This window comes from Streptomyces sp. NPDC056224 (assembly GCF_042267665.1).
GTDB lineage: Bacteria > Actinomycetota > Actinomycetes > Streptomycetales > Streptomycetaceae > Streptomyces.
The window spans coordinates 1-16,726 of sequence record NZ_JBHJTK010000034.1; the positions used below are offsets into that span (position 1 = coordinate 1).

Genomic DNA, 16,726 nt, shown 5'->3' on the forward strand with positions numbered 1-16,726 from the left:
TTGTTTATACGACACCGGGCCGGCAGGACGTCCTGCCGGCCCTTTCGCGGACCCGGTCGCCGCTGACTTCGGCAGCGGCCGGTCAGGGGTTTCAAGCGGTCTGTCGGCGGCGCCGCCGAGGACGGGGTTCCTCTTCCTCCTCCTCGTATTCGCCCTCGCCCTCGTCCACCTCTTCGTCCTCGTCCTCCTCGGCTTCGGGTTCCTCGGCGTCGTACGTTTCCTCTTCCGTGTCGGCTCCGGCGTTCTCCGGCTGAGCCTCGTCCTCGTCCTCGTATTCGTACGGCTCCTCTTCTCCGCCGTTCTCGGCGTCTTCGTACTGGTCCTCGTCCTCCCCCTCTCCCTCCTCTTCCTCGCCCTCTGCCGCCTCTTCCTCGTCGAGGGCTTCCTCGTGGGTCCGGACGACCTCGCCGTCCCGGATCTCGCCACGCCAGCCTTCCGGCTCGTCGGTGGTGAGGGTGACGTAGCGCAAGAAGTTCTTGAGGTCCAGACGCAGGCGGCGGCCCTGGGCGCGCCAGATGTTGCCCGTCTTCTCGAACAGTCCGGCCGGGTTGTACTCGACCACGATCACGATGCGGGTCAGCGAAGGGGCGAGCTCGTGGAAGCTGACGCAGCCGCGGGTGGTTCCCTTTGCGCCCGATGATGTCCACACGATGCGATCGTCGGGCAACTGTTCCTGGATGGTTGCCTTCCAGGACCGGGTGGACGGACCCACCTTGACCTTCCAGTCGCTGGTGGTCTCGTCGTCGCGCGAGACGTCGCGGACGCCCTTGGCGAAACTGCTGAAGTTCTCGTACTGGCACCAGTGGTCGTAGGTCGTGCGCAGGGGCAGCCCGATGTCGAGCGCCTCGACGATGTTGACGACCTTCCCGCCGCTCTTGCGGCCTCGGCCCTTGCCGAAGACCTGGGACGCGGTGTCGGAGACCTTGTCCTTCAGGTTGCCGAACGCCTGGCCGGCCATGGCTTTCAGCGGGGAGTCGCCTTGCATGAGGCGGCCGCCGATTCCGGCCACGTCGGAGAGCTTGCCGCCGTTCTCGGCCACGTCGTGGAGCTGGTCGGTGAGGTCTCCGAGTTTGTCGGTCGCCTTCTCGGCCAGCGTGTTCGCCTGGGCGGAGAGGTATCCGGACAGTTCCTTGACGATTTGATCCAGCCCTGAGGATTCCGATTCCTGGGCGCTGGCGCGGGTTGAGGTTGCCATGGCCTACCTCCGCGCGGACGGCTTGCGCGCCGTCGCCTTCTTGGCGGCCGTCTTGTGTGCCGGGCCGCGGCCTGTGGCCTTCTTGGCCGCCGTCTTTCGTGCGCTGCTCTGGCCCGTGGTCTTCTTACCGGGCGCTGTGCTGCCGGTCTTCTTGGCGGCCGTCTTGCGTGCCGGGCCGCGGCCTGTCGTCTTCTTGCTCGGCGCCGCCGCGGTCTTCTTGGCCGCCGACTTCTTGGCGGCGGTCTTGGAGGGTGCCGTCTTGGATGCGGTCCTCTTCCTGGCCGGAGTGGCCTTGGCCCCAGCGGACTTCGCGCTGGTGGTCTTCTTCGCCGCGGTCTTCTTGGCGGGAGCGGCCCGCTTGGAAGGACTCGGTCGCTGTGCGGCCTTGCGAACGGGGGCGGCGGAGGGCCTACCGGTGCGGCCGCGGGTCGGGGCCCGCGTCGGCCGACGCCGTGGCGGAGGCTCCTCGCTCGGTTCCTCCTCCGGTTCTTCCTCCGGCTCCTCTTCCTCCAGCTCCTCCTCCGGTTCCTCTTCCTCCGGTTCCTCTTCCTCCGGTTCCTCCTCTTCCTCCTCCTCGACTTCTTCGCCTTCCTCCTCGGCTTCCGGCTCCGCGTACCCTTCCTCGTCTTCCTCGCCTTCCGCGTACTCCTGGGCTTCCTCGTCCTCGTAGGGCTCTTCTTCGTCTTCGTATTCTTCGTCGCCGCCGGAGCCGGCCCGGGTGAGCTCGAGGGTGCGGTCGTGGAGGGTGTCGGCGAGCTCGGAGAGTTTGCGGTTGGCCGCGGCGGTCAGAGCCTGGCGGCCGGCGTCGAGGGCTTCCCCGCGCAGCTGTTCACCGAGGTCCGCGAACTGTGGCATCTCCTTGAGCCGGGAGAGGCCTTCCTTCATCAGCTGCCCCGGCTCCAGGCCGAAGCGGCGACCGGCGAGATAGGTAGCCGCGGTGAAAGCCAGGCGGCCCTTTTTGGTTCGGCCGAGCACGTAGCCCCCGACTACGGCGGCTGCGAGCGCGATCTTGGTGGTGTCCTCCATGATCATCCCCTTACCAGGGCGCTAGCGGACCTCGTGGTACCGCACGCGGACAGCGGACCGCGGCGTCCACGCCGCCGACCGACGAAGGCGTCCAGCCGGGACGGTCCTCGGAAAGCTCCTGCCCACCGCGCAAGACTTATGCGTGGATTTAGTGACATTCTAGTTTCTGTGAGGCCGTCTCCCCAAGGGAGGGGCTTATGGCCGCAGCAGAACGTCCACGCCCGCGGCGGGTGTCTTCCCGGGCAGACGGCGAGGGCGAAGACCAGGACAGGCAACCGTCTCGGCGCGCTGCCTCCCGTCGGCGTACGGGTGTGCCCTCGGCCGCGGCGGCGATGCGTTCGGCCGCCGAGCAGCTGGCCCAACTCCTGGGCCGGTCCCCTGACTCGGTGTCCTCGCTCAAGCCGACGGAGGACGGCTGGGAGGCGCGGGTGGAGGTGGTGGAGCTGGAAAGGATCCCGGACACCACGAGCGTGATGGCCAGCTACAAGGTCGCTCTGGACGAGGAGGGCGAACTGATCTCCTACGAACGGATCCGCCGCTACAGCCGCGGCATGATCGACCGGTCGACCTGATGGGTCCGGCCGCCCCCAGAGGAGGCACCATGACCATCGTGCCGCAGAGCGGCAGCAGCATGAGCAGGACAGGCGGCACGAGCAGCCTCTACGACGTCCTGGAGCTCATTCTCGACCGCGGACTGGTCATCGACGTCTTCGTCCGCATTTCCGTGGTGGGCATCGAACTCATCAAGATCGACGCGAGGATCGTGGTGGCCAGCGTCGACACGTACCTCCGCTTCGCCGAGGCCTGCAACCGCCTCGACCTCGAAGCGGGCCGCAAGGCGCCGGCCCAACTGCCAGAAGTCGTGGGGGGCATCGTCGAAGGCGGCGCCCGCGGGAAGTCCAAGGGCGCGATCAGCGGCGCCGTTGAGGCGGTCACCGATTCCCTGACCGGCAAGTCCTCCAAGGCCGAACAGGCCGAGGAGGAGGAGGAAATGGAAGAGGAGCCCGTGAGGCGGCGGCGCCCGGCCCGGCGCCCGGTACGCCGGGAGAAGGAGTGACCGATGGCGTTGTACGTGTACTCGATCGCCGCTGAGGCCCACCCGAAGCGCCTCGACGGCCTGACAGGCGTGGGATCCCACGCCTCACCCCTGCGAATCGTCACCGCAGGGGGACTGTGCGCGGTCGTCAGCGACATCGACGAGGAGATCCGCCCCAAGCGACGGGACCTGCTCGCGCACCAGAAGGTGCAGGAGCACCTGATGGCCGACGGTGTGATCCTGCCGCTCCAGTTCGGTTACATCGCCGACGGTGAGCCCGCGATCCGCGAAGTCCTGCAGGAGAACGCCGACGGCTACTTCAACGCCCTTGAGCGTCTCGACGGCTGCGCCGAGTACCACGTGCGGGCCTCGCAAGAGGACGAGGAACCTCTACTGCAGCAGATCCTCGCCGACATCCCCGAGGCGGGCGACCTCAACGACCGGATCCGCTCGGGCGACCAGGATCCCCAATTGCCGCTCGCCCTCGGGGAGCTGGTGGCCGGCGAGGTCCAGGTGCGGCAGGAGTCCGTGGCGGCCGGGCTCGTCGACGCGTTCCTGCCCTTCGCCCGCGAACACGTCACCCACCCGCCCGCGGCGAACGACTTCCTGAACCTCTCGCTGCTCGTGCCCGGCGAGCACAAGGACATGCTCCTCGCCGCGCAGGGGAATCTGGCCCGCGAGATCGACAGCGGCATCGAGCTGCGCTTCAGCGGGCCCTTGCCCCCGTACAGCTTCGTGTAGGGCCCATCGCCACCCGCCGGGTGGGAAGGGAGGAAGGACCATGGGACTGCTCACCCAGCTGCTGACGCTGCCCCTCGCACCGGTGCGTGGTGTGGTGTGGGTCGCCCAGCGGGTCGTCGACCAGGCCGAAGAGGAGTACTACGACCCGGCCCCCGTCTGGCGCGAGCTCGCCGAGCTGGAGCAGCGGCTGGTCACGGGAGAGATCGACGAGGAGACGTTCGACCAGCGTGAGGACGAGCTCCTCGACCGCTTGCGGCAGATCGAGGAATTCCGGCAGCAGAAGCCCTGACCTGGAAAGCGAGGCAACTCGTCGTGACCGAACCCCTGCCGGGCCGACTCGGTGGCTTCCCTTCCCGCGCCGCCCCGATGGCCTACGGGCAGAGTTCCACCTCCAGCCTCGCCGACATCCTTGAGCGGGTCCTGGACAAGGGCATCGTCATCGCCGGTGACATCCGCATCAACCTGCTCGACATCGAACTGCTGACCATCAAGCTCCGGATCCTGATCGCCTCCGTCGACAAGGCCAAGGAAATGGGCATCGACTGGTGGGAACACGACCCCTCCCTGTCCAGCCGGCACACCGGTAGCCCACTGGAGCAGGAAAACCGCCGTCTGCGCGCCGAGCTGGAGGCCCTGCGGCGCGAGTCGGCCGGCGAGCGCGAAGGTGAACTCGAGGGCGAACCCGAGGGCGAACGCGAGCCCCCGGAACGTACCGCCCCGGACGAAGAATCCCGCGGCGGACCGGCGCGCAAGAGGACCAGGAGGCGCCCGCAGTGAACACGCCCGCAGACGCCCTCACCTACGTCTACGCCGTCGCCCGGCCGACGCCGCCCCTGCGCGAGGCTCTCGCACGATTGAGCGGGATCGACCGTGCCCCCGTCCGGCTTCTATCCGACACCGCAGACGAAGACGCAGCCCACCCGGCGGCGGACACGGACACGGTTGTCGGCGCAGAGACAGGCGCCGGCCTTGCCTTCGTCATCAGCGAGGTACCCCGCCGCGACTTCAACGAGACGGCCCTCAAAGATCACTTCGAGGATCTTCAGTGGCTCGAGGACGTCGCCCGCGCCCACCACGACGTCGTGCAGGCCGTGGCCGCCCGCACCGCGGTCCTGCCCCTGCGCATGGCCACCGTCTACCAGGACGACAACCGGGCGCGTCAAGCCCTCGTAACGCAGCGGTCCACCTTCTCCCAGCGCCTGGCGCAGCTCGAAGCCCACACCGAATTCGGCGTCAAGATCTACCTCCCGGCCCCCACCTCCCCGACGGACGAACAGTCCCCGGCCCCCGCAGGCCCGTCGTCCGCCCCCGCAAGCCCGGGAAAGGCCTACCTCCAGCGGCGCAGAGCCCAGCATCACGCCCGCGAAACGGTTTATCGGCAAGCGCAGACCGCCGCCGAGACCATCGAGGTCATAGCCGCCCGCCACGCCTCGCAACGCGTACGCCACGCCCCCCAGAGCGGCGCCCTGACCGGCCCCCATGAGAACGTCCTCAACGACGCCTACCTCGTCCCAGACGAGCAGGCCGAGCAGTTCCGATCCGCCATCGCGCAGGCCGCCCAGGACTTCCCCGACATCCGCATCGAGGTCACCGGCCCGTGGGCGCCGTACTCCTTCGCCATGCCGGCCCCACCCGAATCCCGGGCCACGGCCGAGGCCCCCGACCCGGCCGACGCACGAGGCCCGGCCGACGAACAGGACCGAGCCGACGAACAAGGCCCGGCCGACGTCCACAAGCAGGCACCATGACCGTCGCGGAGCACGGCGCACCCCTGCCCGGCCGACAGGTGGCCCTGGTCGACCTCCTGGACCGGCTCCTCAGCGGGGGAGTGGTCATCACCGGCGACATCGTCCTGTCCATCGCGGACATCGACCTCGTCCGCATATCGCTGCGCGCCCTCATCGTGTCCGTCAGCTCCGAGACGGCCCCCTCCCCGACGCGGGAAGGCGGCAGCGATGAGTACTGAGCACCCCCCGCCCGCTCCGCCCCCGCCCCGCCCGCGCCCCGCCCCGGGCCTGGACGACGTCGGCGACACCATGTCGCACGCGTTCCGGCTCCTTCAGGCACCCCCCACCCCGCACGATCGTCCCGCCCGCCCGGCCCACCACATCCACGCCGACCCCGACACCGTCGGGGAGGACCTCCTCAAACTCGTCCTCACCCTCGTCGAGCTCCTGCGGCAGCTCATCGAACGCCAGGCCCTGCGCCGCGTGGACGCCGGCGGCCTCACCGACGATCAGGAAGAGGAACTCGGCGCCACCCTGCTGGCCCTCCACGACAGCCTCGCCGACCTGTGCGCCCAACACGGCTACACGCTCGAGGACCTCAACCTCGACCTCGGCCCACTCGGCCCCCTGCTCCCACCCCGGGACTGACCGCGTCCGCGAGCGCGGGGCCGCGCGTGCGCCCGCCGGGGATCACCGGACACCCCTTCAGGGGGCTGACAGCAGGTCCAGCTCCGCCTGATAGAGCAGGGCCGGGTCGAACTCCATAGGGGCGAAGTGGCCGGCGAGTTCCAAGGAGAGGACGCCGTGCAGCCGAGTCCAGAACGAGACGGCCAGGCGTAGCGTTCCGGGCGGAACGAGATGCCCGTCCGCCCACTCCCGGTGGCTCTCCAGGTGTGTCTCGAAAGGCGTCGCGGGAGCGTCCACGGGTATCGCGGCGCACGCATCGAGGAGGATCCCCATGATTTCCGACGCCAATGCGGCCACTTCGGCCGGCGCCCGGTATCCGGGCACCGGGGTGCCGTAGACGAGGAAGTACCGCTGGGGGTCCGCGAGGGCCCACTCGCGTAGGCCGCGCGCCAGAGCGGGAAGACCGGCCTCGCCCCGCTCGGCGATCGTCCGGAAGGTGCCGGCCAGGCTCTGGTACGCGTCGCGGACCAGCTCGGTGAGCAATTCGTCCCTGCCTGTGAAGTACCGGTAGAGGGCGGCCCCGCTCAGGCCCATGTGCTTGGCGATCGCATTGAGGGACAACGCGGACGTCCCTGCGGCGGCGATCTGTTCCCAGGCCTTTTCCTTGATCTCCGCGCGTACCTGCTGCCGGTACCGCTCGCGGGGGGTTGTCGCAGATTCGCCCATGACAGCCTCCTCCTCGCGAGCTATACCCTATCGCTCGCAAGGGGCCACCGTGCTTTTCGTCGGCCGACAACACCGTCAGCGGGTTCTCCCGGGCGTTATGCCCCGCTGCTTTCCGCGAGACCGGCTCGCGGACTCCATGGCGGCGCCTTGGATCGCAGCGCCGCACTGCCCCGTCCCGCCCCGTCCCGCATTTTGCGCGGCGGGAATGCGAATACCAGGACCACGACAGACGCTTGAAAGGAGCACGCCCAGCGACTGCACGAGCGCCGTCCGGGCCGGCGCAGCCCCTCATGAGCGTTCACGGTGGACACACGGCCGGCCACGTTCCGGAGCTCAGGAGGAAGACCATGGCAGGCGACACCGTCCCGACGATCGGGGCGACGCTGTACGACGCGGCTAACTACGAGGGGACCGCCGTCCACGTGCATCCCGACACGGGGGGCGAGGACCAGGACGCGGTGGTGTACGCGCTCGCCTACCTGGGCCTGCGCCGCCTCGGCTCCCTGCGGGCCCCGACCGGGCCCGCGGACCTCGACAACCCGTTCCGGCAGGAACTCCGTTGGGTCACCCACGTCACCGTGTGGGAGTCCAGGCCGGAGACATGCGCGCACGACGCTGACGGGCGGGGCAGGACTTGGCAGGACTACGTCGCCGACACCGCGGATCTGGGCCTGTGGGCCGCGAAGGCCACGTACGTTCGCGTCTGGCGGCGGACGGCGGCCGGGTCCTCGGAGACGGACACCTCCGCCCCGGACGGTGCGGTGGGCCCCATCGCGATCGTGGAATAGGCGCCCGGAAGTTCCAGGAACGCCGTACCGGTGGTGTGATCGTCGCGTCACGGCGCGGAGCCGGGAGCCGGGTGCCGTCCGGACACCGGCACGGTGGGCTGGCGTGCCATGCATACCACCGCATGTATTGCGGGAATACCTTCCATACGCGCGTCGTCGCGCCCTCCTGCCTTGGATTGAAGGGATCTCGTCATGTCTTCAGCCGGAACCCGGCCTCCGCTCCCGCCTGCTGTTGGTGTTCACTCCGCCAAGCCCCTCGTCGGGGCGCCGATGACCGCGTGGGCGGTGGGCATGCTGATGGCCACGACGCCGTGCACGGCCCGCGACGCGCGGCACATCCTCGCGGCCGCCGCCGACCTCGCCCACACCACGCCCGACGCTCTGGCCGCCGTTCTGGTCGCCGGCGCCCGCGGCACCCCGGTTCCCGTGCACTTCGAGCGGGCCGTGCGCCGCGCGATGGAGGCGGCCCGTACCCCCGCCCCGCCCGCGGGCCGGCGGATAGGGCTCACGCCCTCCCGGACCAGGACCGAGGAAGTGCTGACGCGGCTGCGTGGCTGCCAGGCCGGCCTCGCGGCAACGCCCGGGGACCCCGTGGCCCTGTGGGCCATGGACGACGCCGCCTACACCCTGTGCGTCCTGATGGGCCGGGCATCCGTCCACGAGGCCGTCCTGGCAGCCGAAGCGCACATCGGCCTGCCCGCCTCGTAGCCGCCGCCGAAGCCGACCGGGCTTGCGCGAGGCCCCGGCCCGGCGGGGACGACCACCGCGCCCGCCCCTTGAACGTCTCGGAGCCCGACGGGGAGCAGGGCTCCCGGGCCCGCCCCGGCGGCCACCGCAGCGGCAGCGGCATCGGGGACGGGGCCGGACGGCCTGAAGCGCCCGGGGCCGGGAGGAGTGGCGGGACCGGCGGCGGGTAGGCGCCGGACGCTCCCGGACCATCGGATCACCGCGGTCCGCGAGCCCGCCGGGCCGGAGCAGGAAGGCCTTCGAATCGAGGAGGGCGGACCCATGTCCACACATTTCCCAGAGCCGGATCCGCGGCGTCCTGCCGGACCCGGGGCGAAGAGCGGGGTGCCGCCCGGCGAGACACCGCCCGGCGAATCGAGTACCGGCTCCGGAGCAGGCCCGTACCGCCCCCTCACCCGCGGCTGGGGCAAGGGACCCCTCGTGGTGATCTGCCTGGTGGCCCTGGTCTTCGCCCTGTTCTTCCTCGCCTACGCCATCATCCTGAACCTGTGACGGGGGAGGCCGTGCCGCCTTCGGCCCCTGGCGCGGACGGGTGCCGTCCGTTCGGAGCGGGGGCGGCGGGCGGCGGAATCGACGGCGGGCCACCGGGGACGGTCAGGGCGTGGGATGCCATTCCGCCAGGAGGATGGTCGCGTCGTCGCGGAGGCGGTGAACCTGGTGGGCGAGCAGGTTCTGGATCAGGCGGCGGAGCGCCTCCGGGGCGTTGTCGCCCGAGGCCGTGGAGCGGATGACGGTGTCGGTCAGGCGCTGCTCGCCGAAGAGGTCCCCATCGGGAGAGCGGGCTTCGGTGATGCCGTCGCTGTAGATCAGGACGCGGTCGCCGGGCTGGAGCCGGACGTGATGTGCGGCGGGCGTGTGGGGTGTGTGGAACCCGTAACCGAGAGGGAGGCGGGCGGGACGTTCGAGGGCGCCGGGCAGGACGTGACCGTCCCGGATGAGGAGCGGTGGCGGGTGTCCGCAGTTGATCCAGGCGAAGTCCCCGTGGAGGGTGTCGAGTTCGGCGACGACCGCGGTCATGAGCCGCTCGGGGATCCACTCCGCCAGGGTGCGGTCGATGGCCGTGGCGATCTCGGGGAGGGTGCCGCCGGAGCGGCGGGTGGACCGGCAGGCGGCCAGGCCGACGGCGCTCGCTCCGCCGGAGGCGAGGTCGTGGCCCATCGCGTCCAGCAGCGTCAGGTGCAGGACGCCGGCGATGAAACTGTGGTCGAAGGCGTCACCGCCGACATCGTAGGCCGGCTCCATCACGGCGGTCGACGTCGCCCGGTCGGTGCCGATGGTCCTCGGCGGCATGAACCCCCACAGCAACTCGGCCTGAAGGCTCATCGGCCGCACCCGCTCGGCCCGGACGAGCAGGTCGTGGTGCGAGGACTTCGACACCACCAGCAGTGTGGCCAGACTGGCCAGCGCCCTGGCGGCCTCCAGCAGGCCGGCGTCCCGCCCGACGCCCTCGGGGCCCGTGGCCTGCATGACCCCGATCCGCTCGATGCCGTCGACCATCGGAAACCACATGGTGCCGTCGCCGTGCGACCGATGGATGCGCTGGGTCCGGTAGGCCAGGCCCGCGAGCGACCGGTCCACGTCGACACCTTCCTGCTCCGCCACCGCGAGGTCGGACTGGGGCAGCGGCGTGAGACGCCGCTGCTGGACGTCCGCGAGGTAGAGGCGGGTCCGGGCGATGCCCAGCCGATGGGCGGCCTCACCGACCAGATCTGCCAACTGCACCGCTGACGCACCGTGGGAACGCTCCAGCAGCCATGCCAGAACGGCCCCCAGCCCTTCCGGTACGGCGTCGGCTGCCGCGTCGGCATCGTCGGCCGTCACCGTCGACCTGCTCCCGTACCCTCGCGATCCACCGCGCACCTCGATCCTCACCGACTGCTCTGATGCGCTCATCCTCGTTGCCCGCGTGCGCGGAGCACGGTCCGACACGGCGGCCGGTCGTCCGGTACGGCGTGCGGGGTCACCACTCGGGGCCGAAGGTGCCCTGGGTGACGGTGGGTGACGGTGGGTGACGGGGGGTGACAGTGGGCGCGGCGAAGACGGGAAGACCGTGCGGTCCCCGGCCCGGCGGCGGCGGTGAACGAAGAGCCCGGCGGGCGGTCCACACGGTGTGCGGTCTACACGGTGCGGGTGACGGTGACCAGGACGGTGACGGGTGCGGCCGTGCCGTGCTCGGCCAGGGAGGCGGTGACGGCGGTCCGCACGTCTTCCCGGACCTGCCGGGCGACGTCCACGACACGGCGGTCCGCGTGCACGATGCAGCGCACCTCCACGTGCCAAGCGCCGTCCGGGGCGAGTTCGCAGCGGATGCCGGCCGCCTCGCGGCGCGGCGTGGTATCCGCGGCCACGGCCAGGTGCACGCGGGAGGCCGCGAGGGCCAGCCGGTCGGCCAGCGCGGGCTGGAGCGCGGCCACACCGGGAGCGCGGAGGGCGACCCAGGCCGCAGCTCGCTGGACGTCCTCGCGCGCGGACGCGGTCATCGTCCGCTCAGCTCGGCTCGTTCGCCATCCGGCTCGCGGGAGGGTTCCAGCACGGCGTTGATTTCCACGTCCACGGTGGTGACGGCGAGGCCGAGGACGTGCTCGGCCGCGCGGAGGACGGCTCGGCGTACTGCTTCGGCCCGCCCTCGCAACGGCCGGTCGAGCGTGGCCGCGAGGGTGATGGCGACGACATGGACGGCGTGATCGCCCTTCGCGGGAGTCGTGCGGCAGCTGGCGGCGCGGACGCCGGGAACGGTGTCGGCGGCCCGGCGCAGCACTTTCGCGGCGGCACTCTCGGAGATGCGCAGGTCGTGTTCCGGGTCGTCCAGCAGCAGCATCGCACCCAGCCGTACCTCGGTCCGGACCGCGTTGATGACCCGGTTGGCGAGACTGTGGCCGTCCGGCTGCTCCTCGGCTCGCAGAGCCCGGGTCGCCCGGTCCAGGGCCGTCAGCCCCTGGATGGCCCCACGGCAGTGGGCGCAGCGGCTGCTGTGCGGGTCTGCGGCGCCGGCCGCCTCGCGGGCCTGTTCCCAGGCGCGGCTGAGGGGCCGTCCGCAGGGCAGCAGCTCCGCACCGGCCAGCAGCTCGGCGTCGGCGTGCAGGGGCGTTTCGGCCCCTCCGCCGCTCACGCTTCCGGGCTCGCCACCGGAGGCCGGGTGAGGGTCGTCTAGCGCCATGGGCGCATCGCCTCCATCAGAGCGCGTCGTGCGCGAAAGAGCCTGCCGCGCACCGTCTGTTCGCTGCTGCCCACCACGTGGGCGATCTCTTCGTAGTGCAGACCGTGCAATTCTCTCAGCACCCAGCACACCCGGAGCTCAGGGCGGAGATCCAGGAGCGCCTGCGTCAGGGCGGTCGCCGCCGCGTCCCGCTCCGCCACCTGGGGCGGAGAGCTGTCCGCATCCACGGCAGCGGGTTCGGGGACCGCGTCCAAGGGCAGCGGCTGGGGTCGGTGGCGCAGAGCGTTGAGGCAGCGGTTCGTCACGATGCGGTACATCCAGGTGCCGAACGAGGCGCTGCGCCGGAATTCCGGCAGCCGCCTCCAGGCGCTGAGGAAGGCGTCCTGGACCGCGTCCTCGGCGTCCGTCCGGTTGCCCAGCAGATGCTGGGCGAGGGCGATCAGGCGACTGCTGTGCCGACGGACCAGGACGGCGAAGGCGTCTTCATCCCCTTCGCAGGCCCGTACCGTCAGCACGCTGTCGTCCAGGTCGCCGGCCGCGTCCTGCTCCACGGCGATGCCTGCGATCGGCAGCGACGCCGGCCGCGGTGGACGTTCTGCACCGGGTTGGGGCGGGGAGCCGGTCCGGTTGCGCATCCGCCGCTCGCTTCCTGCCGAAGACGCCCGTCTCCTGCCGAAGACGCCCGTCGCGGCCTGGTACGTACTCCTCGATGGTAGGCGGTGCGCGCCGTGCGAGCCGTGCGTGAGGAACCTCCGCGGGAGGTGTCCAAAACATGAGGGCGCCGCACCGGCACCCCGGACGGACACCCTGGGGAGGTTCCCATGTCGGACACAGTCAGCCCCGCCGCGGGCGGAAGCGAGTCACGCCCTGCGGGCAGGACCCTCACGGGCAGCACCGGCGCCGGATCGGCGCCCGAGACGCGGGGCCGGACGACCATCGCCGACAGCGTGGTCGAAAAGATCGCAGGAATGGCCACCCGCGAGGTGCCGGGCATCCACAGCCTCGGCTCCGGCATGGCCCGCACGCTCGGGGCGGTGACCGACAAGGTCCCCGGCGGCCGTCCCAGCGTGACCCGCGGCGTGAAGGTCGAGGTGGGCGAACGGCAGGCCGCCGTCGACATCGACGTGGTCGTGGAGTACGGCGTCGCCATCGTGGACGTCGCCGCCGAGGTACGCACCAGCGTCATCACGGCCGTGGAACGCATGACCGGCCTCGAGGTCGTGGAAGTGAACCTCGCCGTCGACGACGTACACCTTCCCGACGAGGAGGACGAAGAGGTGGGCGAGGGGCGCGTGCAGTGACGCCTCGCAGCTCCCGGACTTCTTTGGCCGGGAGACAACCGACGCGAAATGCAGGTGAGTGAAATGAGCGCAGCAACCGTGGGCCTGCTGGCCGGCATGGCCCTGGGCTTCGCCGCATTCTTCGGCGGCTTCTGGGCGTTCCTGCTCGTGGCGTTCCTGGGCCTGGTGGGCCTGATCATCGGTCGCTTCTTGCAGGGTGACCTGGAGATGTCCGACTTCACGCGGTCCCGGAACCGGCAGTGACCTCGCAACCTGCCGCCGCTCCGCCCGGGGGAGCAGCAGCTCCCGCCCGCCCGGTCCTGCCGGCGGCCGAACGCGGGGCCACGGTGATCCCGGAAAAGGTGGTGGCCCGCATCGCGGTCCGCGCCGCACAGGAGGCGCTGGCCACCCACCCGGGCGCCCCGACGCCTACGGACGCCTCAGCTGCTCACACCAAGCTCGCCGCTCCGCACGCGTCGGTCACCGTCGGCGGCGGTACGGCACGGCTGGGACTGACCCTGGAGCTGCCCTACCCGATAGACCTCGCCACGGCCTCCCGCCACGTGCAGCAGTACGTCAGTGAGCGGGTCGCCCAGCTGACCGGGATGCGCGTCACCGAGGTCACCCTCTCCATCGACCGCCTGGTTCCCGCCGGCGGTCCGGAGCACCGACGCGTGCAGTGAACCGGAGCGCATCCCCAGCGGAAGGAGAGCCGGCATGGAACGGGACCAACACCCCCCGGCCGACCGGCAGCAGACCATTGCGACCGACCAGGTCACCTCCCGCACGGCGGGGCCGCCGTCCAAGCAGCCTCCGGCCGGTCCACAGCCGCGTGCCAGGCGTCCGTGGTCCGTGCGCCGGATACCCGCCGCGCTGACGGCCCTGCTCGTCGCAGCTGCCGCCGGAATCCTCTTGTTCGACATCATCAGGGTCCGAGCCGGACGGCCCGCCGCGGCCTGGCGCACGCGCCTGACCGACGAACTGGCCACCCGCCCGCTGGACGACCTCTGGATACAGATCGGCGCCGGCGTCATCGCCCTCCTCGGCCTCTGGCTGGTCATCCTGGCACTCACCCCCGGCCTGCGTCACCAACTGCCGCTCCAGACTCCCGACGCCCAGATGCGCGCCGTACTGGACCGCGACTCCGCGGCACTCCTGCTGCGGGACGCCGCGATGCGCGTCCCCGGCGTCAGCGCTGCCAGGGTCCGGGTCTTCCAGCACCGCGTCCGGGCGCGCGCGGACGTACGGTTCCGTGCCCCCGCCGAGGTCAAGGCCGATCTCGTGGCGGCCCTGCTGGAGGAACTCGACCGGTTCTCCCTCGCCCGGCCTCCTCGCCTCGCCGTGCGCGTACGCCCCCGCCCGAAGTGACCCGTCCGGGGACGGTCACCGGCGGGCGAGAGACAGGAAGGGGATCCCATGAAGACGAAATCCGTCGTCAACCGAGTCCTGCTGGCCCTGACGGGCATCGTCCTGCTCGGCACCGGCATCCTGGTCCTGGCGGGCAGCTTCGACCTGTACCGGCGCTGGAGCCTGACGCCACCCGACGGCTGGCCCCTGACGGCTCCCCCCGACGTCCTGCTCACCGACGCCGACCGCACCCGCTGGACGGACGAGGGGTGGTGGTGGCCGGTGGTCATCGCCGTCCTGGCCGTCGTCGTGCTGCTCGCCCTCTGGTGGCTGCTGGCTCAAGTGCGCCGCACGCATCCCGGCCACACATCCGTCGGGGAGCCCGCGGCCGCCGTGGACGGTGTGGAACTGCGCGAGCGCGCCCTCCGCGACGCTCTGGCTGCCGACGTGCGGCACCTGCCCGGTGTCCACCAGGCCCGAGCGCACATGGCCGGGCCGGCCCGTCGTCCCGAGGCCCACCTCGACCTCACCCTCACCCCCGACAGCGAGCCCCGCCCCGTCCTGCGGGCGCTGACCGACGGGCCGTTGGAACGCGCCCGCCGGTCGACCGGCCGGACGCTTCCCGCAAAGGCGCAGCTGCGGGTCACCCCGCACAAGGCCCACCGCGCCGAATAGGGCCCCCGCCGGGCGGCCCCGTCAGCGGCTCCGCCCGCTGCGCGGACCGCCCGGCCCCGGCTGCCCGGGCAGGATCAGGCGGCGGCCTGGGGCTGTCGCAGTTCCGCGTGCCCGAAGAGGAGGGCGTAGCCGCCGGGGAGCCGGCGGAGGATCCGTGCGAGGAGGTCGGGCCCGGCGAGGCGTGAGACGACGGAGAGCACGGCGCCGGTCTCCCAGCGGGCGGTCGCCGGGGTGGCGCCGGTGCGGGCGGCCAGGTCCTTGACGAAACCCCAGCCGGTGAGCCGTTCGGCGTCGGGGATCTGGGCGGTCAGGACGAGGGCGGCCTCGAGGGGCAGGCGGTGTACGAGTTCCGCGCGTTCGTCTCCGGTGATCTGCCGGCCGAGGGCGGCGAGGACTACGCGGACGGCCTCTTCGGCGCGTTCGCGGGTGGGGTAGGCGCCCTCGTAACGCACGCGCTCCAGCATCTGGTCGAACGTCACGGCAGGCGGGGCCGGGCAGGAGCGGGGCTGGTCGTACATGGAGCTGCGGTTGCCTTTCTCTTCGAAGGTTCGGTTCCGTCCGCCCGGCGGCGGTCAGATGGGCTGCGGGTGCCCGAAGAGGAGGTCGTAGCCGGGCGGGAGCTGGAGCAGGATCTCGCGGGTGAGGGTGTCTCCCGAGGCGGCGGCCACAGCACTGAGGACCGCGCCGATGTCCCACAGGGCTGTCTTCTCGGTCGCCCCTTCGATCCAGGCTGCGGTCGCGCGGACGAAGCGCTCGGGGGAGAGCGGTTCGGTGGCCTGCAGCGGATTGAGGAGGATCAGGGCGTACGTCTCGGGAAGGCGGGCGGCGAGCTCGGCCCGCACGGTGCCGACCAGGTGCGCACCGAGCAGGGCCAGAACGACGCGGGCCGCCCGCTCGGCTTCTGCCCGGGTCCGGTACCCGCCGCGTTCCCGGACGTCGTCCAGGAACGCCTCGCGACGCATCGGCATCACGTCACCTCCGGGGGAGGGGGAGGGGGAGGGGGAGGGGTGCGGGGGTGAGGGGTGAGGGGTCCATGGAACGCGGAGGACGGAGGACGGGGTGCCGGAGGGGCTCGGTTCCCCGTCCTCCGCCGCCGGTGCGGGGCTGTTCAGCCGGAGATCTGCTTACGGCCGGACTCGTGGCCGATCGCGATCTTGCGGGGCTTGGCGCGCTCGGCGATCGGGATCCGCAGGGTCAGGACACCTGCGTCGTAGTCTGCCTCGATGTGCTCGGTGTCGAGGGTGTCGGCCAGCACGACCTGGCGGGAGAACACGCCGAGGGGACGCTCGGAGAGCTCCATCTGCACGGTGTCGCCCTTGGCGGCGGGACGGCGCTCCGCCTTGACGGTCAGCATGTTCCGCTCGACGTCGATGTCGATCGCCTCGGTGCTCACTCCGGGGAGGTCGAAGGCGATCACGTACTCGTCGCCCGCGCGGTAGGCGTCCATCGGCATCACGGACGGCCTCGACCATGTGCCGGACGTGCCGGAAAGCTGCTGGACGATGCGGTCCATCTCACGGAACGGGTCGGTGCGCATCAACATCGTGAAACACCTCCAGTTGGTTCAGGCAGAAACTGCCAATGCGCTTCAACGTGCCTCCGTTGTAACATGTCATCGAAGCGATGACAAGCAAGACGTCATCTGGAGGATGAC

The 16,726-nt window shown here is 71.2% G+C and carries 26 protein-coding genes; 16 read left to right on the plus strand and 10 right to left on the minus strand.

Translation table 11 applies throughout. The features are described 5' to 3' along the window. Nucleotides 1-91: 91 nt before the first annotated feature. On the minus strand, nt 92-1,195 hold the full coding sequence (locus ACFCZ1_RS28880) for an SRPBCC family protein (RefSeq protein WP_376681205.1): 1,104 nt from the start codon (nt 1,193-1,195) through the stop codon (nt 92-94). A 3-nt stretch (nt 1,196-1,198) separates the two neighbouring features. After that, a complete protein-coding gene (locus ACFCZ1_RS28885; protein WP_376681206.1) occupies nt 1,199-2,221 on the minus strand; it encodes a histone protein in 1,023 nt (340 codons plus the stop codon). A 197-nt stretch (nt 2,222-2,418) separates the two neighbouring features. Between ACFCZ1_RS28885 and ACFCZ1_RS28890 the strand changes: the two genes are divergently transcribed. From ACFCZ1_RS28890 to ACFCZ1_RS28925, 8 genes are read left to right on the plus strand one after another with little or no spacing between them, the layout of a single operon-like run. Beyond that, nucleotides 2,419-2,793 (plus strand): gas vesicle protein, encoded by a 375-nt coding sequence (locus tag ACFCZ1_RS28890; RefSeq protein ID WP_376681207.1) that lies wholly within the window; start codon nt 2,419-2,421, stop codon nt 2,791-2,793. A 29-nt stretch (nt 2,794-2,822) separates the two neighbouring features. Then, on the plus strand, nt 2,823-3,278 hold the full coding sequence (locus tag ACFCZ1_RS28895; protein WP_376681208.1) for a gas vesicle structural protein GvpA: 456 nt from the start codon (nt 2,823-2,825) through the stop codon (nt 3,276-3,278). Between the two features lie 3 nt (nt 3,279-3,281). Beyond that, on the plus strand, nt 3,282-3,998 hold the full coding sequence (locus ACFCZ1_RS28900; protein ID WP_376681209.1) for a GvpL/GvpF family gas vesicle protein: 717 nt from the start codon (nt 3,282-3,284) through the stop codon (nt 3,996-3,998). A gap of 40 nt (nt 3,999-4,038) precedes the next feature. Then, entirely contained in the window at nt 4,039-4,287 is a 249-nt protein-coding gene (locus ACFCZ1_RS28905) for a gas vesicle protein GvpG (RefSeq protein ID WP_376681210.1), read from the plus strand. A 23-nt stretch (nt 4,288-4,310) separates the two neighbouring features. Next, nucleotides 4,311-4,775 (plus strand): gas vesicle protein, encoded by a 465-nt coding sequence (locus tag ACFCZ1_RS28910; RefSeq protein ID WP_376681211.1) that lies wholly within the window; start codon nt 4,311-4,313, stop codon nt 4,773-4,775. Next, nucleotides 4,772-5,746, plus strand: a complete 975-nt coding sequence (locus ACFCZ1_RS28915) for a GvpL/GvpF family gas vesicle protein (protein ID WP_376681212.1) — start codon at nt 4,772-4,774, stop codon at nt 5,744-5,746. Before ACFCZ1_RS28910 ends, ACFCZ1_RS28915 begins: the two co-directional genes overlap by 4 nt. Beyond that, a complete protein-coding gene (locus ACFCZ1_RS28920) occupies nt 5,743-5,964 on the plus strand; it encodes a gas vesicle protein (RefSeq protein WP_376681213.1) in 222 nt (73 codons plus the stop codon). The genes ACFCZ1_RS28915 and ACFCZ1_RS28920 overlap by 4 nt, the downstream gene beginning before the upstream one ends. Further along, nucleotides 5,954-6,373: a gas vesicle protein K gene (locus ACFCZ1_RS28925; protein WP_376681214.1), complete on the plus strand. Its 420-nt coding sequence runs from the start codon at nt 5,954-5,956 to the stop codon at nt 6,371-6,373. Before ACFCZ1_RS28920 ends, ACFCZ1_RS28925 begins: the two co-directional genes overlap by 11 nt. A 57-nt stretch (nt 6,374-6,430) precedes the next feature. Here ACFCZ1_RS28925 and ACFCZ1_RS28930 read toward each other — a convergent pair whose 3' ends face one another. Next, nucleotides 6,431-7,078, minus strand: coding sequence for a TetR/AcrR family transcriptional regulator (locus ACFCZ1_RS28930; protein ID WP_376681215.1), 648 nt, complete (start codon nt 7,076-7,078; stop codon nt 6,431-6,433). A gap of 347 nt (nt 7,079-7,425) precedes the next feature. Between ACFCZ1_RS28930 and ACFCZ1_RS28935 the strand changes: the two genes are divergently transcribed. From ACFCZ1_RS28935 to ACFCZ1_RS28945, 3 genes are all read left to right on the plus strand, one after another. Further along, nucleotides 7,426-7,866: a hypothetical protein gene (locus ACFCZ1_RS28935; protein WP_376681216.1), complete on the plus strand. Its 441-nt coding sequence runs from the start codon at nt 7,426-7,428 to the stop codon at nt 7,864-7,866. 192 nt (nt 7,867-8,058) lie between these two features. After that, the gene (locus ACFCZ1_RS28940) at nt 8,059-8,574 is read left to right on the plus strand and encodes a DUF5133 domain-containing protein (protein ID WP_376681217.1); all 516 of its coding nucleotides are present in this window, start codon (nt 8,059-8,061) and stop codon (nt 8,572-8,574) included. 300 nt (nt 8,575-8,874) lie between these two features. Then, nucleotides 8,875-9,105 (plus strand): DUF6480 family protein, encoded by a 231-nt coding sequence (locus ACFCZ1_RS28945; protein WP_376681218.1) that lies wholly within the window; start codon nt 8,875-8,877, stop codon nt 9,103-9,105. 102 nt (nt 9,106-9,207) lie between these two features. Here the strand turns inward: ACFCZ1_RS28945 and ACFCZ1_RS28950 are convergent, their stop codons facing one another. From ACFCZ1_RS28950 to ACFCZ1_RS28965, 4 genes are all read right to left on the minus strand, one after another. After that, entirely contained in the window at nt 9,208-10,434 is a 1,227-nt protein-coding gene (locus tag ACFCZ1_RS28950) for a PP2C family protein-serine/threonine phosphatase (RefSeq protein ID WP_376681219.1), read from the minus strand. 296 nt (nt 10,435-10,730) lie between these two features. Then, nucleotides 10,731-11,093 carry a hypothetical protein gene (locus ACFCZ1_RS28955; RefSeq protein WP_376681220.1) on the minus strand — a complete coding sequence of 121 codons (363 nt, stop codon included), beginning with the start codon at nt 11,091-11,093 and terminating at the stop codon, nt 10,731-10,733. Then, nucleotides 11,090-11,770 (minus strand): hypothetical protein, encoded by a 681-nt coding sequence (locus ACFCZ1_RS28960; RefSeq protein ID WP_376681221.1) that lies wholly within the window; start codon nt 11,768-11,770, stop codon nt 11,090-11,092. The genes ACFCZ1_RS28955 and ACFCZ1_RS28960 overlap by 4 nt, the downstream gene beginning before the upstream one ends. Then, nucleotides 11,761-12,321 carry an RNA polymerase sigma factor gene (locus ACFCZ1_RS28965; RefSeq protein WP_376681222.1) on the minus strand — a complete coding sequence of 187 codons (561 nt, stop codon included), beginning with the start codon at nt 12,319-12,321 and terminating at the stop codon, nt 11,761-11,763. The genes ACFCZ1_RS28960 and ACFCZ1_RS28965 overlap by 10 nt, the downstream gene beginning before the upstream one ends. Before the next feature lie 270 nt (nt 12,322-12,591). Here ACFCZ1_RS28965 and ACFCZ1_RS28970 point away from each other — a divergent pair, with 270 nt between their 5' ends. From ACFCZ1_RS28970 to amaP, 5 genes are all read left to right on the plus strand, one after another. After that, nucleotides 12,592-13,071, plus strand: a complete 480-nt coding sequence (locus ACFCZ1_RS28970) for an Asp23/Gls24 family envelope stress response protein (RefSeq protein ID WP_376681223.1) — start codon at nt 12,592-12,594, stop codon at nt 13,069-13,071. Between the two features lie 63 nt (nt 13,072-13,134). Beyond that, the gene (locus ACFCZ1_RS28975) at nt 13,135-13,314 is read left to right on the plus strand and encodes a DUF2273 domain-containing protein (protein WP_376681224.1); all 180 of its coding nucleotides are present in this window, start codon (nt 13,135-13,137) and stop codon (nt 13,312-13,314) included. Then, a complete protein-coding gene (locus ACFCZ1_RS28980; protein ID WP_376681225.1) occupies nt 13,311-13,733 on the plus strand; it encodes an Asp23/Gls24 family envelope stress response protein in 423 nt (140 codons plus the stop codon). Before ACFCZ1_RS28975 ends, ACFCZ1_RS28980 begins: the two co-directional genes overlap by 4 nt. A 34-nt stretch (nt 13,734-13,767) precedes the next feature. After that, a complete protein-coding gene (locus ACFCZ1_RS28985) occupies nt 13,768-14,418 on the plus strand; it encodes a DUF6286 domain-containing protein (protein WP_376681226.1) in 651 nt (216 codons plus the stop codon). 48 nt (nt 14,419-14,466) lie between these two features. Further along, complete coding sequence (gene amaP, locus ACFCZ1_RS28990; RefSeq protein ID WP_376681227.1) at nt 14,467-15,072, plus strand: alkaline shock response membrane anchor protein AmaP; 606 nt, start codon at nt 14,467-14,469, stop codon at nt 15,070-15,072. Nucleotides 15,073-15,146: 74 nt separating this feature from the next. Here amaP and ACFCZ1_RS28995 read toward each other — a convergent pair whose 3' ends face one another. The 3 genes from ACFCZ1_RS28995 to ACFCZ1_RS29005 form a co-directional block, all read right to left on the minus strand. Beyond that, nucleotides 15,147-15,590 (minus strand): DUF2267 domain-containing protein, encoded by a 444-nt coding sequence (locus tag ACFCZ1_RS28995; protein WP_376681228.1) that lies wholly within the window; start codon nt 15,588-15,590, stop codon nt 15,147-15,149. A 54-nt stretch (nt 15,591-15,644) separates the two neighbouring features. Beyond that, entirely contained in the window at nt 15,645-16,040 is a 396-nt protein-coding gene (locus tag ACFCZ1_RS29000) for a DUF2267 domain-containing protein (protein WP_376681229.1), read from the minus strand. A 140-nt stretch (nt 16,041-16,180) separates the two neighbouring features. Then, nucleotides 16,181-16,615 (minus strand): Hsp20/alpha crystallin family protein, encoded by a 435-nt coding sequence (locus ACFCZ1_RS29005; RefSeq protein ID WP_376681230.1) that lies wholly within the window; start codon nt 16,613-16,615, stop codon nt 16,181-16,183. Between the last annotated feature and the right edge of the window lie 111 nt (nt 16,616-16,726).